Genomic DNA, 26,126 nt, shown 5'->3' with positions numbered 1-26,126 from the left:
ACCCCTGTTATTTTTAACTTACACAGTTAATGGGATAGTGTCTCTTATATTTAATTCGCTTACCTTCAGAATATCTTGTTTTATTTTCCATGTAGTTTCTTAAAGTACCTTCAAGAATGTTAAATGCTGCGTTTGGTTTTATAATTGATATTTCAGAATCCTTTCCTTTGCCTAAACTTCTATACGATGTCCCTAAGCGTAAACCACCATTTTTTGAAATAATCCATCTGTCATGAATTAGTTTAAAATCAGGAGTCTCAGGAACCCAACAAAATATCACTTTGGCTTCTGGAGGCTCTTGATCAGAAATCCTCTTCCATTCACTTTCAAATTCCACTTCTAAATTTGAAGCAGACCCATCATTACAACCAATAAATATAGTTTCAATTTCAGAGTCCATTTCTTTAACAAATTTTAAAATATCAACATCTTCTTTTCTGAAATAGGGGTCAGTAACTATTAAAAAACTTTCTGCCTCTTCAACAATCCATTTTCGAATATAATTTAATGCTTCTTCCCTACTATTTGGTCTAACCAAAAGATTTTCCTGAAAATCACTATCAATAAAAACCTTTGTGTTAATAGAATGTTCAATTTTTCTATTTTGAGACAACAACTCTACTAATTTTATAGAGTTGAACATTGTTTCAAAAACCTCTCTTTGAGATTCATGTATTTGTGTATTTCCTGCACCACCTAACCTAAGATTTGCCGAGTTTGACAAATAATAAATGAAGACAGGGAAAGATTCACTCAAACCAATCGTTTTACCAATTTTTAAATATTGTGCGACATCCGATATTTTTTTTGTAGTTATTTTCCCTGAATTTAGTGAACCTTGAGCTCTCATAACCGCTGATATAATTTTACGGTAATTTAATTTTTGATTTTCTTCAAGTGATTGATTGTTTCTTATCTTTTTACTTAACTCCAACGTTTCATAATAGTTTTGAAGCAATTCTTTATTTATTTCAGCCATATTTTTCTTCGACCGATTAACCAGAGTTTTAGCAAATTTTTCATCAATACGGTATATTGAGTCTAAAATATTCTTTTGATAAGAATACATTTCGTGTCCTTCGTCAAAATTTCTTGAGTTGTCAAACGCTTGGTTAACTATTTCTTGCCATCTAGATCTTGACAAACTATACATTGTCTTGGAAAGCTCAGTCACACGCTCCATAAATTCATAATGGCTAGATAATTTTGATAATTCATCATATACCTCATCAACCAATTGCTTTTTTAAATCAGGAAACTTGTCAAAGAAAATTTCTGACAACAAAACACCTTTCACAAAGATTCTATCAGATAAATTTGGAATTTTTTGAGAGTCTTTAACGATGGCTTCATAATCTAGATTGGATTTAGAAATAATCTCCAGCTGCACAATTGAGAGTATTTTATAACCTTCATGCTTAATATTGTTTTGATCAGGTAACTTATTATATATAATTTTTTCTATTTTACCTCGTATTTCGGTCTTCTGAACATTTGTAATATCAGCATTTTCCTTTATTGCCTTAGCAATATCCATAATCTGATAATAAATACCTTGGTCGGTATTCATTTCACTTAGAATACGCACAGCTTTTAAAATATTATCGTATGATGTTTTGAAGTTATAAATTTCTCCATCGTAAACCTCGAAAGGGCTTTTTCTAGTGATGTAAAAATCCGATATTATAACACATGCCTTTTCTTTGTAATCCTCTGATAATTTATTCAAGTATTCAAAAGCTAAGTCAGAATTGAAATTGTGTATAACTACAAAACACTCTAATACTCTATAAATTCCTGTGTTATTTCTGATGACCTCTGTAACCAAAGGCATAATGTGATTTTCGTAAATTCTTTTGGAAATATTGTAGTTATCGCAAATAATGGAAGATATGGCTATTTCAGACCAAAGAAGCAGTTTTTCATTTTCTGAAGGAACTCTGTCAATGAGACCTTTTATGCCTTCAAAATCCTTAGTCTTATCCAACTTATTCTTCAATAATGCACTATATGCCTTAATAATTAAACGCAGACATTGCAGGTATGTATTTGCAACTGATTTTGAATCAAGCCAACTCTGATTCTTAATTTCAGTAGTTTTATCAAATATCTCTTTTGCAAAGATTGAATCTATTGCACTTATTTCTGAAGCTATTTTATATCCCGCATTGATTTTGTCCCACTCCGCTTCTACATCATTCCAAATACTTAATAAGTTCCGTTTTTGACCATCGAATAGCTTATTTTTCCAATTAGAATTTTTAGAAATAACTTTAAAAGAAAGAATAGCACAACTTAATCTAATTGAATTTCTTTTAATAGATTTTACCTGCATTACATAAGGAAGAATACTCCTTAAGACTCCTTCAGGCAAACTTTTACTATTCGAAAACCTTTCCAAAATAGCCTGAATTGAAATTTCTTTACAAATTTCTGTTTCAAAAGAGGTGACAATTGCCTTTAAATCATTAGCCTTAATTTTTTTCAAACTATTGTCAAGATATGAATCAATCATTTTTAAACGACCTGTATCTCTTGCATATTGAGTATTTATTTTTTCACAAATCTCAATGGCAAATTTAGGGTTGACTTTCCCAATAATTTCTAAGATATTTTCCGTAATCTTTACATGATTGGCTGACTCTTGCAGGAGTTTTGTAACGCCTGTTTTTATCCGCCCGTATACTTTATTATAATAATTGGTTAGATTAAAATCCTTTACTAAAGAAAGTCTATAAAATACCTCACAAAAACATTCTATTTGTATTAATTTATCTTGGATTTTTTCAACATCATTAATGATATCTAAAAGAGATTTTTCCGCCTTATCTTTTCGTAATGAATACTGAGCTTGAAAAACATTTAGTCTATAATTGTACAAGTCTTTCTTCAAGCCTACTTGCTTGATATTTTTTTCAAAATCTTTAAATCTTTCCAATAACTGGGACTTATCAGAATAATTTTTTAATCTATACATCTGAGATGAAAGGTCAATTAGAGTATCTAAAATTGAATCCGATTGACCACTTGATGAAACTAATTCGTCTAAGGTGACAAGCATAACTTTTTTGATATTCATATTGTGACTTCTATTATTTTTTAGCCACAACCTCAAAAGCTTCAATCTTTCTCCTGAATCATTTAACTTGCTAACTTCCTCTAACACTCTTTTAGAGCTATAATCTCCGACCATCATAGAAATAGCTCTATGTATCTTTTTAACCGATGGATTATTTAATTTCTCTAATGCCTTTAGTTTAACCTCCTTTTCACTTTCTTCCTTTTCTTCAGAATTAATAGCGGCCAATGATAGTTTTGCAACAACCCAATCATTAATATTGGATTCTGAGGAACTACCTGTGGTTTTATCCAAAATTTCAATTGCTAAATTTGGAATAGAATAAATCAAGTTTGCTACTATGTCATATATGGAATTTCCGATTCCAGCAAGATTTGTCGTGTTATAAAGATCTTTTATTAATGTAATCAGTTCATCATCAACTTTACTATTTAGCTCCTTTTGCTTACGTGCTACAAGTGACAATAGTCTTAATCTGTCCGACTTCAATACGGCTCTTTCTGCCAAATTAATTGCACCTACAAAATCATTTAGAGCTATTCTTGCTTGGATTTCGGATTCCCAAAAAAGGTAATTATCCAATTCATTTACTATGCTACCCTGAACACAATACTTATATACCTGGGAATACTTTTTCATTTCTTGAGAAGACTGAAATCCTAAATCAATTGATTCATTAACCTTTTCAATTGATCCGCTATCCTTTATAGTTTCTTCAAGGAATTTTTCATTAATAATACTTGGAATTTTTGACCAATTTTTTTGGGAGGCATATATTTTTGTTAATTCAAACTTGTCCCTCAAGGCATCTGAAGATCCATAATATCTTATAAACAAATTATCCACTTGTCGTTGCTTACCTCTTAGTAATGATTTGAAATATTTTGCGTGAGCAAGTGATATAAATTGAATAGTTTCCCCAACCTTTTCTAGGACATGAGTACCATTAATTTTTATGGATATTTCTTCTTCAGAAGTTTCGCTAATTTTCGATAATTCTAGTATTGACAACCTTTTATCGCTTAATGCCAGCAATGACAGTAAAAGGCTCACAATAGGTTCCTCTAAATCTATTTTATTTGTATCTAAATCAATCCAACTTTGAAAATTATTAGTATTTGAAATTTCTTCTATTTCTGTTCCATCACTAATTAAGCGTTTCAATACTTCCAATCTATTTGGGTAACCTTTGGTCGCCTTTATCAAATCATCCCTATCGCCAATAACAGATAATGTTTCAGAACCCAAAAACTCCCTGCTTTGATGATTGGTGAATCCAATCATACTGATTTCCTCTGCTTTTACACTTAATAAATCCGAGTGAACACCCTTAAAGTAATCTGGGGACCCGCTGATAATTACATTTAAATAGTCCTCCCCAAATGGTATTACCTTTAAAAGCTCTTTAATGGTTTTTTCATTACTTGCCCCCCTTGATTCCAGCCCATCTATAATTAGGTAAATCTTTTGTCTCGAATTTTTTTGCTTTTTTTTGAGATTAAACCAGGCTAATCTATATTTTTCCTTAGTGACAAAAGACTCATCTTCATTAATCAATTCAGGTTTTCCAAGATAACATTGAATCTGGTCATGTAGGTTTGACCTTAAAAAATTTATATCTAAATCAATACTATGATATGGATTGAAAAAAAGTGAAAAGGAGTTCTTAAAATACTTTTTACAAAACTGCCCCAATAATGTAGTCTTTCCTGTACCTTCTTCACCTGATAAATAAACAATTCTATTGTCATTCTCGAATTTTGAGGAAATCGAATCAATAAAATTTTCTCTTTCAATCAAATCTTTCCACTGTTTTACTGGAAAACCTGTTGACAGATAATTAATATCAATTATGTCAGCCATTTATTTTGTGGTTTTTAGTGGTAATAAAAATTGAGAACACCAATTCTCATTGTTAACAAAAGGGGGAGTTCTAAATCTACATATAAAAAGAGAAATGATGCAAAATATTTATAGAATTATAGAAAAAAAGAATGACCGTACAAATACAGTACAGATGAAAAAACAAAAAAGACTTAAAAAGCACTATTTCAGCTAATTAAGTCTTTTTTAAGTGATCGCAGGAGGATTCGAACCTCCGACCGTCTGCTTAGAAGGCAGATGCTCTATCCAGCTGAGCTATGCGACCGACACCATTTTTTCAAATGTGGGTGCAAACTTAGTGATTTTTATAGACTGGTAAAACCAAAATCAACAAAATTTTCATTATTTCTTTTTTGCATTATAATCCCGCTATGAACGACCCTCATATTGATCGAAATTTTCCCATAGTTGATCAAGAACTTTATAGAAAATTTCGAACTCTTCTTCGGTGATACCCAGTGTACTAACTTTTCGCAAATCTTTTATAAATGGCATTACCTGGGTGATCAATGCTGATCCTTCATCTGTAATCACCAATTTGTATCTTTTTTGATCATCTCTGAATCTAGACTTTCTTAACAGCCCTTTTTTACAAAGTCCGCTAATAACTCGAGAAGTTGTCGCCCTATTTCTGAAGTTAGATTTGGCAATATCTGCTTGAGAAGCATCTTTACCTTCTAAATGTACGCGTTGTAATATTACCCATTGCTCAATCGTCAAATCAATATTATTCTCTGCAAATACCTGTAAAAAAGTACTTTGAACCTTTTTAAGGGTGCGATCAATATATACTCCGAATCCTTCCGTCCTGTCCATAATCCAAATGTTATTCCTCCAAAAGTAACGGAGTTTATCGTTAATATTGTTGTTAGTGCAACAATATTCAAAAAAAAGTGTATTTTTACTACTGACAAAATGCTCTAAAGAAGAAGATATATGCAACTAGGTTTCAAGAACTATATTTTAGAAGATAGCACCTATAAAGGTGGAGGTAAGAAAATTGTTATGCCCGATGGTGTAACGGTGCACAAGCTTTCGTCGAACGAAAATCCGTTAGGGTATTCACCAAAAGTGAAAGAAGCTTTAGTAAAAACTCTTGATGATTTAAGTTACTATCCAGATAATACAGATAGTAGATTACGTGATGCCTTGGTGAAGGATTTTGACGGAGTCTTAACTGCAGATAATTTTATTACTGCAAATAGTGGTTCTGAAATTATAGATATGATTTCTAAGGCATTTTTAAGCGAAAACGATGAGGTAATTGTGAGTCAGCCATGTTTTCTTCCGTACACGGCATTTACACGTTGGATGGGAGCAAAGGCGATCAATGTACCCATGACCGAGAATTACGATTACAATTTAGAAGGCATTTTAGAAGCAATTACCGATAGAACGAAGTTGGTGTTTCTAGCATCGCCAAACAATCCGTCAGGAAATTATATTCCTATGGCAGACTTGAGAAATTTCATAGATAAGTTGCCAGGGCATGTAGTTTTGGTATTAGATGAAGTTTACAGGCATTTTGCGGAAGCTGAAGATTATACATCAGGAGTTCCATTTGTAATAGAAGGTAAAAATGTAATTGCCATTAATAGTTTTTCTAAGACGTATGGTTTGGCAGGTCTGCGCGTAGGGTATTGCTATGCACCTGTAGAAATCAGTAATTACATGCGTAAAATATGTAAGCCATTCTTATTATCCTCTTTAGCATTAGAAGGTGCAATTGCAGCACTTGAAGATGTAGATTTTGTTCATAAAACTGTGGCATTGGTGAAAGAGGAAAGAAGGTTTGTTTTGAACGGACTTGATGCTTTACACATAAAGTACTGGCCAACACAAGGTAATTTTGTATTAATAGACCCGCCAATTAATGATATGGAATTTACTACGTTTTTAGAACAACGTGGTATTATGGTGAGATCCGTAGGTGTTTTTGGGGCTCCAGGAAAAGTGAGAATTTCGTTCGGAGTAAGAGAGGCGAACAAAGCCCTCTTGTCAGCTTTAGAAGTACTCATGAAAACACAAACGACCACAGCATAATTTTTTTATACTATATGTTGCAGAAGCAACGATTAATAAAACAAAAATAAAACTCAACAATATGTCAACAGCAACAAAAGCAGAAAACAAACACAAAGAGGCACAAGATTTTATGCCTATTAACGGTACAGATTATTTAGAGCTGTACGTAAGTAATTCTAAACAAGCAGCACATTATTACAAAACTGCATTTGGCTTCAAATCTTTAGCCTATAAAGGTTTAGAGACTGGTAGTAGAGAATTTGAATCTTATGTATTAGAGCAAGATAAGATAAGATTGGTATTGACATCTCCTCTAAAGAGTGGTACTGATGTGGGTAGACATATTGATAAACATGGTGACGGAGTAAAAGTTACTGCGCTATGGGTAGATGATGCTACTTATGCTTACAATGAAGCGATGAAAAGAGGAGCCAAAAGTTATATGGAGCCTAAAACTGAAAAAGATGAACACGGTAAAGTAGTTACTTCTGGTATCTATTCTTACGGTGAGGTCGTTCACGTTTTTGTAGAACGTAAAGATTACAATGGTACATTTTTACCAGGCTACCAAAAATGGGAATGCGAGTACCAGCCAACATCTACAGGTTTAAAATTTGTAGATCATATGGTAGGTAATGTACATGAAGGTCAAATGAACTATTGGGTAGATTTCTATGCTAATGTTATGGGCTTTAAGCAAATTATGTCGTTCGATGATAAAGATATCTCTACAGATTTCACGGCATTAATGAGTAAGGTAATGAGTAATGGTAACGGTCGTATTAAGTTCCCGATCAATGAACCGGCACCAGGTATGAAAAAATCTCAAGTAGATGAGTATTTAGAATTCTACGAAGGTGAAGGTGTTCAGCATATTGCCGTTGCAACAGACGATATTGTAAAGACGGTTTCAGATCTTAAAAGTAGAGGAGTAGAGTTCCTAAACATACCAACTACGTATTATGATGTATTGACGGAAAGAGTTGGTGAAATTGATGAAGATATCGAATCACTTAGAAAACTAGGTATTTTGGTAGATCGTGATGATGAAGGGTATTTATTGCAAATTTTTACTAAAACTGTTCAAGCAAGACCAACAATGTTTTTTGAAATTATTCAACGTAAAGGAGCTACTTCTTTCGGAAAAGGAAATTTCAAGGCATTATTTGAGGCAATTGAGCGTGAGCAAGAATTAAGAGGAACTTTATAGGTTCAACAAATTTCTTGACAATCTTAAAATAGATTATTTTTAAAGGAAGTAACTATAAATACCTCGAGGCTAGTTCTTGAGGTATTTATTTCTAATATTTCGATGCAAACCTCGAAGTATATAATCTTGATCATCAACTAAAACGAACTCATATGCCTATATATCATAAACAAGGAGCGATGCCACCTAAAAGGCACACGCAGTTTAGAAAACCAAATGGTGAATTGTATTCAGAACAATTGTTCGGTACTATTGGGTTTGACGGTATGTCCTCTTTATTATATCATCACAATAGACCAACAATGGTCAAAGAGATATTAAAGAGTACCGATGTTTCTCCGAAAATTGCTTTAGAGAAAAATATACGATCATTGAAGTTGGTCAGTTTTAATGCTCCGGCAAAAGATGATTTTTTAGAAGCTAGAGAACCACTTTTGGTGAATAGCGATATCATTATTGGCGTAGCTGCACCTAGAAAATCGTTACGCGAGTATTTCTATAAGAATACCGATGCCGATGAAATGTTGTTCATTCATAAAGGTACTGGTGTATTAAGAACTATTTTCGGACAAATTCCCTTTGAATACGGAGACTATTTAATAATTCCGAGAGGTACTATTTATCAGATAGATTTTGATACAGAAGACAATCGCATTCTGTATGCAGAATCATTTTCTCCTATTTATACTCCTAAGAGATACCGTAATTGGTTCGGACAATTATTAGAGCATTCTCCGTTTTGTGAGCGCGATTATAAATTACCACAGAATTTAGAAACGTTTACCGATACCGATGAGCACTTGATAAAAGTGAAGAAGCAAGGGGTAATGCATGAAATGGTCTACATAGGGCATCCTTTTGATGTTGTAGGTTGGGATGGCTATAATTTCCCTTACGGATTCTCTATTCATAATTTTGAACCTATTACAGGTAGAGTTCATCAACCGCCACCAGTACACCAAACATTTGAGACAAATGCCTTTGTAATTTGCTCTTTTGTACCAAGGTTGTACGACTATCATCCACTGTCGATACCAGCACCATACAATCATTCGAATATAGATTCTGATGAAATGCTGTATTATGTTGATGGAGATTTTATGAGTAGAAACGGCGTGAAGCCAGGTAATATTTCTCTGCATCCTGCAGGTATACCACATGGTCCGCACCCAGGTGCAGCAGAACGAAGTATAGGTCAAAAAGGTTCAGAAGAACTAGCGGTTATGATAGATACCTTTAAACCTTTAATGGTCACCGAAAATGCCATGAAATTAGATGATGGCGATTATTACAAATCTTGGTTGGATAAATAAAGAAATACAAACTTGACAACACTACATACATGGGTCTCTGTGCCCGAAAAATCTGATTTTTCAATCTATAATCTTCCTTTCGGCATCTTCTCTGTAAATGATGAAGCACCAAAAACAGGAATAGCTATTGGGGAGCAGATAGTTGATTTGGCAGCTGTTTCAGAATTAGGCTTATTAGAAGTCAGTGCTTCTTATTTTCGGAAGAAAACCTTAAATGAATTTATCGCATTAGGAAAGAAAATCACTAATAAAGTCCGTTTAGATATTCAAAATCTATTGATATCTGAGAATTCTCCGCTGAAAAATCATCAAGAAGTTTTTGTCTCGCAGCAAGATGCTAAAATGCATTTGCCTGTGCACGTTGGTGATTATACCGATTTCTATTCAAGTATAGAGCATGCTACCAATGTGGGTAAAATGTTTCGTGATCCAGAAAACGCCTTGTTGCCAAATTGGAAGCATATTCCGGTTGGGTATCATGGTCGTGCATCATCAATAGTAGTGAGTGGTACTAATATTCACAGACCCATGGGTCAAGTGAAAACCAATAATATGGAAGTGCCGGTTTTTAAAGCATCAGGCAATTTAGATTTTGAATTGGAAATGGGTTTTGTAGTGGGTAAAAGTACCGAACTAGGCGAACGCGTTTCTACAAAACAAGCTACTGAGCATATTTTCGGATTAGTGCTGTTCAATGACTGGTCTGCCCGCGATATTCAGAAATGGGAGTATGTGCCTTTAGGTCCGTTTTTAGGAAAAAGCTTTGCATCATCCATGTCACCATGGATCGTAACTTTAGAAGCCTTAGAACCATTCAAAGTTCAAGGTCCTGAACAGAAACCAGAAGTCCTGTCGTATTTAGCGTACGAGGGAGAAAGAAATTATGATATTCAGTTAGAGGTCGGCATGTCTTCGCCAACATCTGAAGAAACAACTATTAGTAAATCCAACTTCAAATACATGTATTGGAATATGATGCAGCAATTGGCGCACCATACCGTAAACGGATGTAATATTAATGTAGGTGATGTAATGGCATCTGGAACGATATCTGGCAAAGACGAAAGTTCATATGGATCATTGTTAGAAATTTCTTGGGGCGGTAAAAAACCATTTGAATTAAATGATGGTAGCAAACGTACTTTTATAGAAGATAACGATACGGTAACCATAAGAGGTTTTGCAGAAAAAGAAGGTAAGAGAGTAGGATTCGGTGAAGTAACCGGAACCATTTTACCAAGTAAATAAAAATATTTTAAATAGCTTAATAGTAGCACAATGTCAAAGAACGAAGAAATCAATTCTATAGATCCAAACAGTATTTCTCAACAAGAACTGCATGGGTATTTATTATCTGCCGTAGCACCAAGACCTATCTGTTTTGCAAGTACAATTGATAAGGATGGGAATGTAAATTTGAGCCCGTTCAGTTACTTTAATCTATTCAGTATAAATCCGCCAATCATGATTTTTTCACCTTCTAGACGAGGTCGTGACAATACTACGAAGCATACATTAGAGAATGTGTTGGAGGTAAAAGAAACGGTTATCAATATCGTGAATTATGATATGGTAGAGCAAATGTCATTGTCAAGTACCGAATATGGCGATGGTGTAAACGAATTTGTAAAAGCCGGATTGACTGAAGTGCCAAGTGATAAGGTAAAACCGCCAAGAGTTGGAGAGGCGCCTGTAGCATTTGAGTGTGTGGTAGATCAAGTAATAGCATTGGGTGACGGACCGGGAGCAGGAAACTTGGTGCTAGCAAAAGTGGTGCAGATACATGTAAAGAAAGCGTTTTTGGATGCCGATGGAAATCTCGATACACCGAAGTTAGATTTAGTCGCCCGTATGGGTGGTAATTGGTATTGCAGAGCCAACGGCGATGCTTTATTCGAAATACCGAAACCAATACGCACCCAAGGCATAGGAGTAGATATGCTACCCGAAGCTGTTCGAAATAGCTCGGTTTTAACAGGTAATAATTTAGGGAGACTAGGTAATTTAGAAGAATTGCCAACTAAAGAAGCTATCGAAAAGATTGCAGAACACGCTGAGGTGAAATCTATTATTAATGGAAATGAGGATAATACAGAATTGCACAAACTAGCTCAACAATGGTTAGTAGATGGTAGAACTGAAGATGCATTGGCATTGTTACATTTGTAATAACTAACCAGAGCATAAATTTATTCCAAATTAAAGATGATCAGGTTCAATATGAATCAGCACATGTTCTAGATTCGGAATTTCCTTGTTAAGATGATCTTGTAATAGGTGGGCAATATCATGCCCTTCAGTGACAGAAATATTACCATCGACCATGGCATGTAAGTCCACATGAAACTTCATTCCCGCTTTACGAATAAAACATTTTTCGGTACCAGTAATACCTGGCACTTCTAATGACTTAATCCGTATGTCTTCTAAGAGGTCGTCATAACGTTGCTCGTCCATTATTTCTCCTAAAGCAGGTCTTAGAATTAAGTAGCTGTTATAAAGAATAAAGCCCGATGCCATAAGTGCTGCCCAATCATCTGCCGTTTCATAACCTTTGCCCATTATTACGGCAATAGAAATACCAATAAATGCCATTATAGAAGTAATAGCATCACTTCTGTGGTGCCAAGCATCTGCTTTTAAAGAGGTGCTTTGGGTCTCTTCACTCTTTTTAATAACAATGCGGTACGATATTTCTTTCCATACAATTATTAACCCTAGAACAATTAATGTCCATGCTTTTGGGACTTTATGCGGAGTCTGTATGTTCTCAATACTTTCATAAGCGATAACGGTAGCAGAAATCACCAAAAAAGCTACAACTAAGAATGTAATTATAGGTTCTATTTTTCCGTGTCCGTAAGGGTGGTTTTCATCTGCCGGTCTTTCTGCATATTTAAAACCTAAAAGAACCAGAATAGAAGAAAAAATATCTGTGGTAGATTCAATAGCATCGGCAATTAGGGCATAAGAATTACCGAAAAAACCTGCAAGACCTTTAATCAAAGCCAGGCATATGTTACCTATGATGCTGAAATATGTGGTCTTGATTGCCGTCTGTTCAATGCTCATAATGCAAAGGTAGTAGTCTTGAATATGAAAGGATATCTTTTAGTAGTTAATATTAAAAAGTTCTTGTCGGTATTTCAATCATAAAATCCATTGGTTTGTCTTCCCAATAGGGATCATTTAATTGTTTTTTATACCCTTGTTTTAATTCTGTAAGTGGTCTTTTTAAAATTTCTACCGATGAGGTCTCAATATCATTAGAGACAAGTTTGTTCATAGCATATGTGCTTTGTAAAAATTGATGGTCACTTGAGAATATATCAGTGTTTGTTGAGACTTCTAATAGATTAAAAAAGTATTTTCCTTGTACGTTTTTGTAGGTCTGTACAATGTTGTGCACTTGTTTTATCCATTTTTTAGATTTTTTACTTTGGTATTCTGCACGCTCTATATTATGCTCATATTTTAAAATAGCATAGTTTTCTGTACCAATATAAATACTGCCAGATGATGCTATTGGCGCAGGGTAACCATACCCAGTAGAATAGGAGCCAGGAGAATTATTAGTGAAATTTATCTGATATACTTTCTGTCCTTCATAGTTTAATGATTTTTCCTTTTTTAGGTCATAAGAACTGTTTCTGTATAAAACATTGGTCTTGCTTAAAATGATATCCCTATTTAAAACTGCCCATAATGCGCCTATTCCATTATTCCATTTACTTTTCTCATAAGCATCTGTATTAGCTCTTAAATGAACAATTTCCGCAAAAAAGTTATTCTCAGGTTTATTACTTCCGTTAATTCCTTTTTTGTTATAGGTTTTAATAATAGCTTCTTCACCAATGGCTAACGAATCTGTGCTGTTGAGTTGACTAATTTTAAATAAGAAGCTTTGGTTGTAGGGAGTTTGCACATAATTAATTTCAATATTTTCCCGAGCTTTTTTAATGATTTCTTCAGCGCTTAATTCTACCCTGGCAGCCGAAACAACGACCTCATTTAAAACAATATCATCTTTAGATTTTTTAAGACGGATGTTAATTGGTTTTGTAAGTGAATTGGTAGAAATAGAATCGCTTTCATAACCAATTGAAGAAAATATTAAATAGCTATTTGCACTTTTTTTATTCGGGATGTTAAACTGTCCTTTTGCGTTTGAAACTGTACTTGAATTCAAATCAGAATAATATACATCGGCATAATTAATGGGTTCAGAAGTATCGTCGTCAATAATGGAGCCCGTTATGCTAGTGCCTTTAAATGTAACTGTCTTAGTTTTTTCATTACCATATATTACATACTTTGGAGGGTACATTTTTTCAATGTAATAAATACCATCAAAAATATTCTTCCAATTGGCGGATAGTGGAATGTAGCCTAGAGCAGAAGAATAAAATTGATGCGGAATATCATTTAAAACATATAGCGCTGTTTTAATGTTCTGATTTTTAAAATCGGATTCAATACTATTAGCTGGCGGTTGTAAAATTGGAGAAATCTGTTCAACTGAAAAATCAAAATAGAAACCTTCATAAGAGGTGAAAGCTAAACTAAACAACTTTGAGCCGTATTTTTCTTTAAGAATTTGACCCATTGGTACGGCATATTTCAAATCTTTTATTTGCGAAATTTCTTCTTTAGTGGTGGTATGGCTATCACCGTGAATACTGTCTGTGATTGCAATTTGTTTTTTAATGTAATTTTCAGTTTCTAAGGTGTACTCGAATTCATTCAATTTATTCGCAAAATGATAACTAGCGCCCCATCCAATTATTTTTTCATTAGGGTAAAGGTCTTTAATGAAAATAAGGTTTTCAGCCATTTGTTTATCCCTAGGGTTTTGAATGGCTATTTTTTCTTTTTGTAAACTTTTTAATCCGAAATCCAAGTCAGAAAATACACTCTTAAATGTTTGAACTATCACTGCTGTTTCAATATCATTTTTAGGGATTTGGTCAATTTTTTCAATGACAGCATTAATAGTGTTGTAAAGGTTGGTAGCGTCTTTTTTGTTAAAAGCATAATTTTCGAAGTCTCTAACAATCATTGTCTTTTCAATTTCTATATAGACTTCATCAGAAATTACAATGTTGTTTTTAGAGCAAAGTGATTTAAAGTCGTTGAGAAAGTATTCTTCAAAAAGAGTTGATTCTTGAGAATCGAATCCGAGAATTTTTAATTCAGGGTGTGTTTCTAAATAATTTAAAAGTTGTTGAAAAACTTCGGTGGTAGTATACAGCCAACCAACACTTTGCTTGAAAATATCGATCTCCTCTTTTTGATTTTTGTAAAGCTCATTTGCTTTAAAATTATCATACATACCGCTCTCAAAAACTAATAGATTATACCCATAGTTCTCATGCAGGTCTTTTATCATTTCTAGCTTTTTGTCAAAAACGGCACCATCTCCATGAGTTTGCTCTCCTAGTAAAATTATTTCAAATTCGGCAGGTGATATTCCTTTAAAAAGTGAATCTTGACTAAAAAGAGTACTTGTAGATATGAGACTTAGAAACAGAATCGAAATTACTATGGATATGCTTTTCATGGTATATTTTCAAGAACTAAACAAACTTACTCCGCTTTTTCATAAGCCTCCTTCAACCAATCAATTAATTCATCATCCACTTGGTTAGCTTCGGTAAGTTGAACTCTATGGGTACACATCGAACCAAATGGTCCTGAAGATTCAAGTCGATCAGTGGTAGGTTTGTCTTTTATTTTGAGTCCCAAATCTACTCTTGTTTTGGTTGCCGGTTTTATTAGTGCAAATTGCGTTTTTCGAATAATACTTACGGTGGTTTTTTTAGGGGTGATTGTAATATCATCACCAAAAGTTTTTACCACTTTTAGAAGGGCTACGTAAATAGGTATTAAACTTTCTTTTCCTTTATACTGTTGCGCAACTAATTCAGCTGGGTCGTTGTCTTCTTCTTTTGATAATGTTACTATGGTATTTGCAAATCCGTGTGTAACACCATGTTCCTTTTTTAGAAAATTGACGCCTTCAGAATGTTTGGTAAACGATTTCGTTTTTAAAACAGATTTCCATTCGTTTAAAGATTTGCCTGTTTTCTCGGGCATATTATCAATCATGGTCTGCAGTGCCTTATCCATTTTCTCAAAGTTTGGTTGAAGATATCAAAGTACAAAAATTAAAAGTTTTTATATGTACTTCTCTTAAATCATCACCCTAGCTCCATTATCTCATCCAAAGAAAAAATAACAATACTGTCTTCACATTAAGAATCTATCAATAAATAGCGCTGCGAAGCTATTATGAATAAAAATTTACCGATTAAGCCAATGTGTTTATCAATTGCTAATAATAGTGCTTATATTAGGTAGTACTGAAATCTCATCGCATTATGGCATTAAAAGTTGCAATTAAACACAAAACGAAATATATCTATGATAGAAGTATAAATCTATCGCCTCATATATTCAGGTTACGACCTGCGCCGCATAGTAGAACACCTATAGAGGCGTACTCTATAAAGATAAAACCAGAAAACCATTTTTTTAATTGGCAACAAGATCCATTTGGTAATTATTTGGCGCGTATTGTTTTTCCAGATAAAACGACCGAACTTTCTGTAGATGTAGAAATTATAGCAGATTTAAAAACCATTAATCCGTTCGATTTTTTCGTAGAAGAAGCGTGTGAAGAATTTCCTTTTAAGTATTCTGAAGAAGCTAAAAAGGAGCTTTTGCCTTATTTAGAAAAAGTGGAAAGTGGTCCTTTACTAAAAGAATATCTGTCAAAAATTGATATGACTCCGCTTCGAAGTATCGATTTCTTAATTAACCTTAATAGCAACTTGTATAATTATCTGAACTATACCTTACGTATGGAACCAGGTGTGCAGACATGCGAAGAAACCTTAGAAGGCAAATTGGGTTCATGTAGAGATTTTGCATGGTTATTGGTACAGGTACTTCGTCATTTAGGTTTGGCGGCACGATTTGTATCTGGATATTTGGTACAATTAAAATCAGATGAAGAATCATTAGACGGTCCGTCAGGTCCTGAAGAAGATTTTACAGATTTACATGCGTGGGCAGAAGTATATTTACCGGGTGCCGGGTGGATAGGTTTAGATGCCACATCAGGACTTTTTACCGGTGAAGGTCATATACCGTTGGCTTGCACGCCATCTTATGAAAGTGCAGCGCCGGTTAGCGGATTTAGCGATTTTGCAGAAACCACGTTTGAATTTGAAAACTCGGTTACTAGAATATTCGAGTCTCCCAGGGTAACAAAACCATACACAGAAGAGCAGTGGAATGCTATTTATAATCTTGGTTTTAAGGTAGAAGAAGAATTACAGGCAAACGATGTTCGTTTGACAATGGGTGGTGAACCTACGTTTGTTTCTATAGATGATATGGAGTCTGAAGAGTGGAATACCGCAGCCGACGGTAAGCATAAACGAGAATTGGCAAGTAAATTATCTATTCGTTTATTAGAGGTTTTTGGTAAAGGCGGCTTGTTGCATCACGCACAAGGTAAGTGGTACCCAGGTGAAGCATTGCCTCGTTGGTTGATCGGCATACATTGGAGAAAAGACGGTAAACCAATTTGGAAAGACCCGAGCCTATTGGCATCATTTTCTGAGGAATATAAGATGCCAAGAAATATCACCAAACGATTTTTAAAGACATTAGGTGGTTACTTAGGTTGTAAGACCAATAGTATAGTGCCTGCCTTTGAAGATGCTTTTTACTTCTTGTGGGAAGAGGGAAAATTACCTGTAGATGTAAACCCGAAAAAATATAATAAAGACGATACCCACCTACGTAGAAAACTTGGCGAGATTTTAGAACAAGGTTTAGGTAAAACGGTAGGTCATGTGTATCCGTTGATTAAAAAAGAGAATAAATGGATTACCAATAAATGGGAATTTAGAAATAAGAATTTATTACTTACTCCCGGTAATTCGGCAATTGGGTTACGTTTGCCTTTAGCGGCATTACCAAAGGATCCGCCAATACCTTCAGAACCAACAGCAGAGGTAGAGTTGTTTGAAAAAACACCAGATTTGCCAATGCCTGGCGACGCTTTACAAAAGCGAATGAAGTTAAAATCAACTTCGCACCCAAGAAAGCACCCATATGTACGTACGGCAATTTGTGCCGAAGTTCGTGAGAATAAATTGTTCTTATATCTGCCGCCATTAGACAGCGCCGAAGACTTTTTAGATTTGGTAGCATGTATTGAAGCTACTGCAAAAGAACTAAATGTACCAGTAATTTTAGAAGGCTACGAGCCACCAAGAGATAATAGGTTAGAGGTATTAAAGGTGACACCTGATCCAGGGGTGATCGAGGTAAATGTGCATCCGGCAAAAAACTGGCAAGAATTAACCGATAATACGTTGACACTTTATGCCGAAGCCAAACAAGCCCGTTTAGGTACAGAAAAATTTATGTTAGATGGCAAGCACACCGGTACAGGTGGTGGTAATCATGTAACCTTGGGCGGTGTAACGCCGGCCGATAGTCCGCTATTACGAAATCCGCAATTGCTACGAAGTCTATTGACCTTTTGGCAGCATCACCCAGGGTTGTCTTATTTGTTTTCTGGTGCATTTATAGGACCTACCAGTCAGGCGCCAAGAGTAGACGAAGCAAGATTAGAGAATTTGTATGAACTTGAAATCGCCTTTTCTCAAATTCCAGAAGATAAAGAAGTGCCGTTTTGGTTAACAGATCGATTATTCCGTCACCTATTAACAGATATCACGGGTAACACCCACAGGGCAGAATTCTGTATCGATAAATTATATTCGCCCGATTCGTCTTCGGGTCGTTTAGGTATTTTAGAGTTACGAGCTTTTGATATGCCGCCGCATGCACAAATGAGTTTAATGCAAATGTTACTGGTACGTACATTGGTGTCATGGTTTTGGAAAAAGCCGTATAAGCATGATTTGGTGCGTTGGGGTACCGAGTTGCATGATAAGTTTTTGTTAGAGCATTATGTAAAAGAAGATATCAAAGATATTGTCGAACAATTGAACGAGGCGGGCTATCCGTTCAAGTTAGATTGGTTCGATCCATTTTTCGAATTCCGCTTTCCGCTATATGGTATGGTAGAAATAAATTCGATTCAAATGGAATTGCGAATGGCCATAGAACCGTGGAATGTTCTTGGTGAAGAAATGACCGGTGGCGGCACATCGCGTTATGTAGATTCGTCATTAGAGCGTGTACAGGTAAAAGTGAATAATTTTAATAGTAAGCGCTATTCATTGACCTGTAACGGGGTAAAAATAGAATTGAGTTCAACAGGTACAAAAGGCGAGTATGTAGCGGGCGTACGTTTTAAAGCATGGGAGCCATGGTCGGCATTGCACCCGACCATAGGTGTAGATACCCCGTTAGTATTTGATATTGTAGATGATTGGAATCAAAAGTCTATTGGAGGTTGCACCTATTTTGTAGCACACCCAGGCGGGCGTTCTTACGATACGTACCCAGTAAATAGTTTAGAGGCAGAATCGAGAAGAATTAATCGTTTTTGGGATATTGGGGTAACGCAAGAAGAGGTAACACCTACAGAATTGGTCGCTTCAACAAATTTTACGGGTAGAATGGTAGAACCTAAGTCAGGTTCAAATACATTTGTATATAAGAAGATGCCGGTTAACCCCGAGTATCCGCATGTAACAGATTTACGTAAGAAGTAATGCCAACAACAAAGACTACCTGGTTTAATAATTATGATACCCAACAGGGCAATGATGAAATGTATTCATTGAACAATGGTATGAAGCCCTATTGGAATAAATTATTGACCAGATTTGATAAAATAGGAATAAACGGTTTGACCGCACGTCAAAGAGATATTGACTGGTTATTATCAGAAAACGGTGTCACCTATAATGTTTATAATGACCCCAAGGGTATGCACAGACCATGGAACCTGAATGTGGTTCCGTTTATGTTGCACCAAGAGGAGTGGACAAAGGTAGAAGCAGGTTTAAAGCAAAGGGCAGAATTGCTCAATTTGGTTTTAAAAGATGTCTATGGCGAGCGAAAACTGATAAAAAATGGCATTGTGCCTTTTGAGGTTATCTATGGTCACCGTGGTTTTCTAAGGCAATGCTCTGGTATGGAGCTAAAGTTAGAAAAGTTTCTTTCTATATATGCAGCGGATCTTTGCCGTGGTACAGATGGGCGTTTGTGGGTCGTAAATGATCGTACAGAAGCACCTTCAGGTATGGGCTATGCATTAGAAAATAGATCTACGACCAGTAGAATATTACCCGATATGTATGCGCAAATGAAAGTAAAGCGTTTGTCTGGGTTCTTTCAAGAATTCAACCAAATGCTCGTTGATGCCGCACCGGGTAAAAAAGAGAATCCGAATATAGTAATACTTACTCCCGGTTCACATAACGAAACCTATTTTGAACATGCCTACATGGCTTCTTTCTTAGGATATCCGTTGGTACAAGGTAATGATCTGGTAGTTCGAGATGGTTTTCTTTGGATGAAATCATTACAAGGATTAAAACAGATAGATGTCGTTTTGCGTCGAGTAGACGATGCTTTTACCGACCCCTTAGAATTGCGGGAAGATTCACATTTAGGCGTTGCCGGATTATTAGATGTCATAAGAAGAAAAAATGTATCGGTTATTAATCCAATTGGAAGCGGAGTAATTGAAAATCCGGGTTTGATTCCGTTTATGCCTGCCATTGCAAAATTCTTCTTAGATGAAGAATTAGAATTGCCGCAAATAGCGTCATGGTGGTGTGGGCAAGAGAAAGAAAGAAACTATGTGCTTGAGCATATTTCTGAATTAGTGATCAAAAGAATAGACCGTACCAATAGAGAAAGTATTTATTTTGGCGAGCAGATGAGCACTAAAGAACTAGAAGAACTCAAAAAAGTTATTTTAGAACGCCCATACCGTTTTGTCGCCCAAGAGCGCATTAATTTTTCTACGGCACCCAATCTTTCAGGTGAAAAATTAGAACCTAGAAATGTGGTTGCTAGAGCTTTTTGTATTGCATCAAAAGACCAGTATTCTGTAATGCCTGGTGGTTTAGTACGAGTGGCGCCCGATGGCGAAACTGTACGTGTTTCAAACCAAAGAGGCGGTACCAGCAAAGATTTCTGGATTTTAGATGAAAACCAAGTCAAAGAAGAAAAAAATAGACATTGGCAACAGAAATCCTCAGTAGCTATCTCTGGACTAAATGACCTACCAAGTTTAACGGCCGAGAATTTATATTGGGCGGGTCGCTATGTAGGCCGCACATTAGTCAATGCGCGATTTTTAAGAACCGTAATGCGCCAAATGGCCATAGTTCAGAATAGGGATGAAAAGCCAGATTCTGAAAAGCTTAAAGTATTGTTTAAAGCTGTAACACAATTAACAGGTACCTACCCCGGGTTTATAGAAAAGGACAAAAACGGAAAATTGGCAATGGACAATCCGTATGAAGAAATGCTATCTGTAATTCTTGATAAAAATAGAATAGGTAGTTTGGCACATACCATAGGCATGTTCAGTAATTCCTATTATTCCATTCGTAATCTTTGGTCTTCAGATATGTGGCGAGTATTTGAAAATATTCAAAAATTGTGGAATTCTTTAGTAGATGGGGATGATCATTCCATCAATAAAATATTAAAAGTACTAAATCAGTTAATTACCCGCTTAATAGCATTTATGGGGTTAATTGAAGAAAGCATTATGGTGCAACAAGGTTTGTTGTTATACTTTATCGGTCTGCAATTAGAGCAGAGTACTTTAACTATCACCAAATGTAGAGCTCTGTTGACTATAAAATATGAAGAACAGGTAGAATATGATGTGTTAGAATATTTATTGACCAGTCACGAAAGTTTAAATATTTATAGATACAGTTACCGTTCTCATATAGAGTTGGCGCATGTGTTAGATTTGTTAGTGCTAGATTTAGATTATGCACGATCATTGACTTTTATGATCAACCGTATTCAAAAAGATATAGCGCGGCTGCCACATTCTAAACATGATCATCAATTAAGTAATTATCAGAAATATGTATTCGAGGCATTTTCGAAGTTACGATTGGCAGAGTCTTCGAAATTGGCAATGACCAAATCAGAAAAAGATTTTACGCGAGAAGATTTAGAGGTACTATTAAAAGAGCTTTCAGATTTATTGTATAAAGCTTCGCAAGCTATAACAAATACCTATTTCAATCATACAGCCAAGCAGACCCAATTGTTTACACAGTCTTTTCCTATTTGATTATGATATTCAACGTAACACATATTACCAAGTACGATTATAATGCTCCTGTTAGCTATTGTCATAATATAGCAACCCTTAGACCAAGAGAATCTAAAGGTCAAGAGCTATTATTATATAAAATCGAAATTACGCCAGAGCCTGCAGAAATAAGTGAGCGAGTAGATTTTTTTGGTAATTATATTACACGTTTTTCAATACAGACAGAGCATAGAACCTTAAAGGTGACTACTAAGAGTAAAATTAAGCGCGAATATGCCAAGTTTCATGAATCGTTCAATAGCGAAGCTTGCAAAAGTATTACAATGAATGATGCACTAGCGGCATTACAAGGTATGGAACCAGAAGTTCTAGAGGCCAAACAATATATATTAGAATCTATTTTTATAAGAAGAACTGATAAGGCTATTCGTGAATATGCCGAGCTTTCTTTTAAAGGCAACCGTTCTGTTTTTGATGCAGCATTCGAATTGATGCAGCGTATTTATACCGATTTTGACTTTGATTCTGAATTTTCTACCATATCTACCCCGATAGAAGAGGTTATGAAAGAGAAGAAAGGTGTTTGTCAAGATTTTGCACAAATTGCAATAGCCTGTATTCGTTCTGTTGGTTTGCCTGCAAGATATATAAGCGGTTATATAGAAACATTGCCTGCCCCGGGGAAAAAGAAGTTGGTAGGTGCCGATGCATCACATGCGTGGTTCGCTATTTTTATACCAGGTTTTGGTTGGGTAGATTTTGACCCGACGAACAATCAAATACCAAAAGACCAACATATTGTAGTAGGTTGGGGTAGAGATTACTATGATGTACCTCCTTTAAAAGGGGTGGTATATGGTAGTGGTCAAAGTAAATTAGATGTAGCAGTAGATATTGCTGCGGTAGTGTAGTTTGGGGTATTGGTTTATAAATAGGCCATACCCACCAAATCGGTTAGTTCCCCCGAAATACCTTTTCGGTAGGATGGCCATAGCATTAATGTTATAGATATTGATTAGTGTTTATTCTTGTTTTTAAGTACGGCAAACCTACTAACATTCTACAAAATAGCTTTACGGTTTTCCGTAATGTGATGAAATTCCAGTTTTTAAATCAGCCCTAAATCTTTTACAATAGCCACTAGGTGTATGGCATTGTTGGCATTAAATTGAATACGGAGTTTATTTAACCGCTTTTCAATAGAGCTAAGACTGGCAGGTGCTATATTTTCTTTTCTATATAAAGCACTGATTTCATCTTGCGATAATCCTTTGCTTAGATGATCTAGCAAAGAAATATCGTAATCATCTATTTCTAGTTCATTTTCACTGCTAAAGGCATTTGCCACTTCAGGAGATAGATAGGTGTTTCCTTCAGCTATTTCATTAATGGCAACGGTGAGGTTTTTGAGACCGTTTCTGCTTTTACATACATAAGCATCAACATGATGTTGATTAAATAGCGTTCGTACGGCTTGTAGTCTGTCTTCAACGGAATACACAATTACTTTTAGTTCAGGAAATTCCGTTTTCAGTTTTTCGACCAACGAGTGCCCAGAAGTGTAGGTTTGTGATCTATGATCTACTTTAAAAGAGAGGTCAGATATCACTAAATCAAAAGACTCGCCATCTAAATTGGCTCTTTTAACTTTTAAGTACGCATCATCGCAATACTGTACTTGGTCTATTTGAGAAACCCCTAATTCGGTCAGTAATGAAAATACACCTTTGTTGATGTCTTCCATATCTTCCGCGATTAAAACTTTTTTGAACATGCATTAAATTATTATTGATGCCTTAAAGCCATCACCTTGCTTAGATTCAAAATTAATAGTTCCATTTAAAGAAGCGATACGGGATTCCGTATGTTGTAGCCCATTTTTTTTAAAAAGATCACAACCCACCCCATTATCGCGGTAAATTATTTGAATTTTAGACCCTTCTTTTTTGAAAATTAGGGTAACAAATGATGCCTGGCTATGCTTGCGCATATTGGTCATAAGTTCTTGTAACACCCTATAAATAGCGGTTTTCTTATGTTCTGATACAGTATTCCATGGTATTTTAGACAGGTTACGGGTAATCACATTTACCTTGTTGTTTTTGTAGCCAAGCAATAAATCATTTAATTGAAGATCAAAATCATTTCTTAAGTCAATTGCACTATTTTCTCTTGAAATATCTCTTGTTTTGGTATAAATCTTCTCCATTTCATCAATAACCTTGCTGTCAATACCCGAATTATTTTCAAGTGAGGTCATAACTTTATACATATCATTAGCTACCTCGTCATGTACTTTTTTGGCAATTCTGGTTTCTGTTTTATAGATTTCTTCAATTTTAGCTTTGCGGTATCTGTTACGATAGATAAAGTAAGAACCAACTAAGATTAAAAAAATGATAAATGCCAGAGCTTGGTAAGCCAATCGCTTGCGAGATTCAATTTCTTGAAGTAATATACTGGCTTGGGTTTTCTTTTGTTCTTCGGCAACATTATATTTTAGAAAAGCATTTTTGTTTTCTGCTATTTGTTTGGCATTGGTAATACTATCGTTTAATCTTATATATTCATGAACAAGCGGATTCCTATTTAAATTCATAAGTAAATTAATAGCTTCGATCTTAAATGAGCTACTATTTATTTTATTTGATAGTGCCAATGTTTTTTCAGCAAATACTAATGCATTGGTCGTGTCTTTTCTGTCTAAATAATATTGAGATAAATGTGTAGTGCTAGAGTGTAACCCAATAATATCATTGTTTTTTTCACGAATATCAAAAGCCCTTTTTAAATTCTTTAAAGCATCTGGTTGGTTTAGTTTGGCCTGCACGTGCCCTAAGTTATCGACTACTAAACCTAGTTCGTAATTGTTTAATTGCGATTGTTTTTGGTGAAGTAATCTGTATATTTCGAGGGCTTTGGAATAGGATAATTCGTCGGTGTATATATTGCCTTTATTATTCAGTATAATGACACTGTCCTTTAATTTTGTGGCTATTTGTAAAGCCTTATCAAATGAATTAATAGCTTCATTAAAATTATTCGAGGTTCTATAAATTCTACCTAATTGATTGTATAAGCCTACTCTGGCATTAATCAACGTGTCTTTGGTAGCCATTGAATTAATGAGGTTCAAGGCTTCTACAACATGGTTTTCGCTATTGAAATTGTTTCCTATTTTAAATTCAGCAATAGATAAAAGCCTTAAATCGTAAATAACTTTTAGAGTGTCTTGCAATTCTAAATGATTCTCTTTTTGCTTTGTAAAAAAGTTAATACCTGATTGAAGGTCTTGAGGTTCAACCGGATTTACAATCGCATTTCGAAAAAAAAGTGAACTATCAGATGGCATTTGTGCAGCAGAGCTTAAAGAAAAGCAAAATGCAAAAACATAAAGAATTAGAGTAGGTAGAATAAATGAAACTTTGTTGTATTTCATTCCTCTAATGTAGAAACTTTTTAGGTATTATTTTTTGAATTAGGGCGTAGTTATTACTCCTATAAAATTATAGCTCTGAATATGAATGAGTTAATTAATAAGGTAAGGGTCTTGATATTAGGACAAACAAAAAGAGCACCAAACTTCAGCGTAATGCCAAAGTTTAAATGCCCTTTTCCAACTAACAACTTAAATATGCACTTTTAAAAGGCGCACTTTGTGAATGTCGAATTCACGTGGTGTTGCCTCTATACTTTATGAACGCAGCTTTTTGATGGTAGCCAAGGTGTTTTTTACCAAAGCTTCTAAACCAGCATAATCTTTATTTGCTAAAATTTCTTTACTAATAAGTTTTGATCCCATACCAACACAAGTAACACCTGCATCGAACCAACCTTTAAGGTTAGCTTCATCGGTACTAACACCACCTGTCGGCATAATGCTTGTCCAAGGTTGAGGTCCTTTGATTCCTTTAACGAAACCAGGTCCGTAAAGGTCACCAGGGAATAATTTTACAATCTCACAGCCCATTTCTTCGGCTTTGTTGATTTCGGTCAAAGAACCACAACCAGGAGACCATAATACTTTTCTACGATTACAAACAATTGCAATATCTTCTCTTAAAGAAGGTGTTACAATAAAATTTGCACCAATTTGCATGTAGTATGAAGCAGCTGCAGCATCTGTAATAGACCCTACACCCATAATCATACCTGGTAAGTTTTTGATAGCGTATTTGTTCAATTCTGAAAATACTTCGAAAGCGAAATCGCCACGAGCCGTAAATTCCATTAAACGTGCGCCACCGTCGTAACAAGCTTGTAAAACCTTTTTACCTAACTCGATGTCTGGGTGATAAAATAATGGAACCATACCAGATTCCTTCATTACGTTTGCTACTTCAATTCTTGAATATTGTGCCATTTTTT

At 35.1% G+C, this 26,126-nt stretch carries 16 protein-coding genes and 1 tRNA gene; 8 read left to right on the top strand and 9 right to left on the bottom strand.

Annotation, left to right across the window (positions count from 1 at the left end; all coding sequences use genetic code 11):
• Positions 1-13: 13 nt before the first annotated feature.
• The 3 genes from ACPF9A_RS06185 to ACPF9A_RS06175 all read right to left on the bottom strand — a co-directional run bounded on the left by ACPF9A_RS06185 (position 14) and on the right by ACPF9A_RS06175 (position 5,779).
• Positions 14-4,942 (bottom strand): hypothetical protein, encoded by a 4,929-nt coding sequence (locus ACPF9A_RS06185; protein ID WP_424002637.1) that lies wholly within the window; start codon positions 4,940-4,942, stop codon positions 14-16.
• A 212-nt stretch (positions 4,943-5,154) separates the two neighbouring features.
• Positions 5,155-5,228: transfer RNA gene (locus ACPF9A_RS06180), tRNA-Arg, on the bottom strand.
• Between the two features lie 104 nt (positions 5,229-5,332).
• Positions 5,333-5,779 (bottom strand): MarR family winged helix-turn-helix transcriptional regulator, encoded by a 447-nt coding sequence (locus ACPF9A_RS06175; protein ID WP_133688103.1) that lies wholly within the window; start codon positions 5,777-5,779, stop codon positions 5,333-5,335.
• A gap of 120 nt (positions 5,780-5,899) precedes the next feature.
• On the opposite strand from ACPF9A_RS06175, the gene ACPF9A_RS06170 reads away from it, so the two are divergent.
• The 5 genes from ACPF9A_RS06170 (at position 5,900) to ACPF9A_RS06150 (ending at position 11,680) form a co-directional block, all read left to right on the top strand.
• The gene (locus tag ACPF9A_RS06170; protein ID WP_424002635.1) at positions 5,900-7,006 is read left to right on the top strand and encodes a pyridoxal phosphate-dependent aminotransferase; all 1,107 of its coding nucleotides are present in this window, start codon (positions 5,900-5,902) and stop codon (positions 7,004-7,006) included.
• A gap of 61 nt (positions 7,007-7,067) precedes the next feature.
• Positions 7,068-8,198, top strand: a complete 1,131-nt coding sequence (gene hppD / locus ACPF9A_RS06165; protein WP_424002633.1) for a 4-hydroxyphenylpyruvate dioxygenase — start codon at positions 7,068-7,070, stop codon at positions 8,196-8,198.
• Positions 8,199-8,350: 152 nt separating this feature from the next.
• Entirely contained in the window at positions 8,351-9,511 is a 1,161-nt protein-coding gene (locus ACPF9A_RS06160; RefSeq protein ID WP_424002631.1) for a homogentisate 1,2-dioxygenase, read from the top strand.
• Positions 9,512-9,523: 12 nt separating this feature from the next.
• Positions 9,524-10,759, top strand: coding sequence for a fumarylacetoacetase (gene fahA, locus ACPF9A_RS06155; RefSeq protein ID WP_424002629.1), 1,236 nt, complete (start codon positions 9,524-9,526; stop codon positions 10,757-10,759).
• Positions 10,760-10,789: 30 nt separating this feature from the next.
• On the top strand, positions 10,790-11,680 hold the full coding sequence (locus ACPF9A_RS06150; RefSeq protein ID WP_424002627.1) for a flavin reductase family protein: 891 nt from the start codon (positions 10,790-10,792) through the stop codon (positions 11,678-11,680).
• Positions 11,681-11,710: 30 nt separating this feature from the next.
• On the opposite strand, the gene ACPF9A_RS06145 is transcribed toward ACPF9A_RS06150, so the two are convergent.
• Genes ACPF9A_RS06145 through ACPF9A_RS06135 form a run of 3 tightly spaced genes read right to left on the bottom strand, consistent with a single transcriptional unit; the run spans position 11,711 to position 15,640 of the window.
• Positions 11,711-12,583, bottom strand: coding sequence for a cation diffusion facilitator family transporter (locus ACPF9A_RS06145; protein WP_424002625.1), 873 nt, complete (start codon positions 12,581-12,583; stop codon positions 11,711-11,713).
• A gap of 52 nt (positions 12,584-12,635) precedes the next feature.
• Positions 12,636-15,071 (bottom strand): carboxypeptidase-like regulatory domain-containing protein, encoded by a 2,436-nt coding sequence (locus tag ACPF9A_RS06140; RefSeq protein ID WP_424002623.1) that lies wholly within the window; start codon positions 15,069-15,071, stop codon positions 12,636-12,638.
• Positions 15,072-15,097: 26 nt separating this feature from the next.
• On the bottom strand, positions 15,098-15,640 hold the full coding sequence (locus ACPF9A_RS06135; protein ID WP_424002621.1) for a DUF4287 domain-containing protein: 543 nt from the start codon (positions 15,638-15,640) through the stop codon (positions 15,098-15,100).
• 251 nt (positions 15,641-15,891) lie between these two features.
• Here ACPF9A_RS06135 and ACPF9A_RS06130 point away from each other — a divergent pair, with 251 nt between their 5' ends.
• The 3 genes from ACPF9A_RS06130 to ACPF9A_RS06120 are packed head-to-tail and all read left to right on the top strand — an operon-like array spanning position 15,892 to position 22,669.
• Positions 15,892-19,215 (top strand): DUF2126 domain-containing protein, encoded by a 3,324-nt coding sequence (locus ACPF9A_RS06130; protein ID WP_424002619.1) that lies wholly within the window; start codon positions 15,892-15,894, stop codon positions 19,213-19,215.
• Positions 19,215-21,776, top strand: a complete 2,562-nt coding sequence (locus tag ACPF9A_RS06125; protein ID WP_424002617.1) for a circularly permuted type 2 ATP-grasp protein — start codon at positions 19,215-19,217, stop codon at positions 21,774-21,776. The genes ACPF9A_RS06130 and ACPF9A_RS06125 overlap by 1 nt, the downstream gene beginning before the upstream one ends.
• Before the next feature lie 2 nt (positions 21,777-21,778).
• Positions 21,779-22,669, top strand: coding sequence for a transglutaminase family protein (locus ACPF9A_RS06120; RefSeq protein WP_424002615.1), 891 nt, complete (start codon positions 21,779-21,781; stop codon positions 22,667-22,669).
• Between the two features lie 197 nt (positions 22,670-22,866).
• Here the strand turns inward: ACPF9A_RS06120 and ACPF9A_RS06115 are convergent, their stop codons facing one another.
• From ACPF9A_RS06115 to ACPF9A_RS06105, 3 genes are all read right to left on the bottom strand, one after another.
• Positions 22,867-23,532 carry a response regulator gene (locus ACPF9A_RS06115; RefSeq protein ID WP_424002613.1) on the bottom strand — a complete coding sequence of 222 codons (666 nt, stop codon included), beginning with the start codon at positions 23,530-23,532 and terminating at the stop codon, positions 22,867-22,869.
• Positions 23,533-23,535: 3 nt separating this feature from the next.
• Entirely contained in the window at positions 23,536-25,197 is a 1,662-nt protein-coding gene (locus tag ACPF9A_RS06110) for a tetratricopeptide repeat-containing sensor histidine kinase (protein WP_424002611.1), read from the bottom strand.
• A gap of 255 nt (positions 25,198-25,452) precedes the next feature.
• Positions 25,453-26,121, bottom strand: coding sequence for a bifunctional 4-hydroxy-2-oxoglutarate aldolase/2-dehydro-3-deoxy-phosphogluconate aldolase (locus tag ACPF9A_RS06105; protein ID WP_324025321.1), 669 nt, complete (start codon positions 26,119-26,121; stop codon positions 25,453-25,455).
• Between the last annotated feature and the right edge of the window lie 5 nt (positions 26,122-26,126).

Origin of the sequence: Maribacter sp. IgM3_T14_3 (assembly GCF_049603095.1) — a bacterium.
GTDB lineage: Bacteria > Bacteroidota > Bacteroidia > Flavobacteriales > Flavobacteriaceae > Maribacter.
Note: the sequence above shows the minus strand (reverse complement) of the source record. Positions and strands in the feature narration are given on the sequence as shown.

Bases quoted from the DNA above. Each gene is read 5' to 3' on its own strand.
- ACPF9A_RS06185 (WP_424002637.1), bottom strand. From the start codon at position 4,942: ATGGCTGACATAATTGATATTAATTATCTGTCAACAGGTTTTCCAGTA.
- ACPF9A_RS06175 (WP_133688103.1), bottom strand. From the start codon at position 5,779: ATGGACAGGACGGAAGGATTCGGAGTATATATTGATCGCACCCTTAAA.
- ACPF9A_RS06170 (WP_424002635.1), top strand. From the start codon at position 5,900: ATGCAACTAGGTTTCAAGAACTATATTTTAGAAGATAGCACCTATAAA.
- hppD (WP_424002633.1), top strand. From the start codon at position 7,068: ATGTCAACAGCAACAAAAGCAGAAAACAAACACAAAGAGGCACAAGAT.
- ACPF9A_RS06160 (WP_424002631.1), top strand. From the start codon at position 8,351: ATGCCTATATATCATAAACAAGGAGCGATGCCACCTAAAAGGCACACG.
- ACPF9A_RS06150 (WP_424002627.1), top strand. From the start codon at position 10,790: ATGTCAAAGAACGAAGAAATCAATTCTATAGATCCAAACAGTATTTCT.
- ACPF9A_RS06145 (WP_424002625.1), bottom strand. From the start codon at position 12,583: ATGAGCATTGAACAGACGGCAATCAAGACCACATATTTCAGCATCATA.
- ACPF9A_RS06140 (WP_424002623.1), bottom strand. From the start codon at position 15,071: ATGAAAAGCATATCCATAGTAATTTCGATTCTGTTTCTAAGTCTCATA.
- ACPF9A_RS06135 (WP_424002621.1), bottom strand. From the start codon at position 15,640: ATGGATAAGGCACTGCAGACCATGATTGATAATATGCCCGAGAAAACA.
- ACPF9A_RS06130 (WP_424002619.1), top strand. From the start codon at position 15,892: ATGGCATTAAAAGTTGCAATTAAACACAAAACGAAATATATCTATGAT.
- ACPF9A_RS06125 (WP_424002617.1), top strand. From the start codon at position 19,215: ATGCCAACAACAAAGACTACCTGGTTTAATAATTATGATACCCAACAG.
- ACPF9A_RS06120 (WP_424002615.1), top strand. From the start codon at position 21,779: ATGATATTCAACGTAACACATATTACCAAGTACGATTATAATGCTCCT.
- ACPF9A_RS06115 (WP_424002613.1), bottom strand. From the start codon at position 23,532: ATGTTCAAAAAAGTTTTAATCGCGGAAGATATGGAAGACATCAACAAA.
- ACPF9A_RS06110 (WP_424002611.1), bottom strand. From the start codon at position 25,197: ATGAAATACAACAAAGTTTCATTTATTCTACCTACTCTAATTCTTTAT.
- ACPF9A_RS06105 (WP_324025321.1), bottom strand. From the start codon at position 26,121: ATGGCACAATATTCAAGAATTGAAGTAGCAAACGTAATGAAGGAATCT.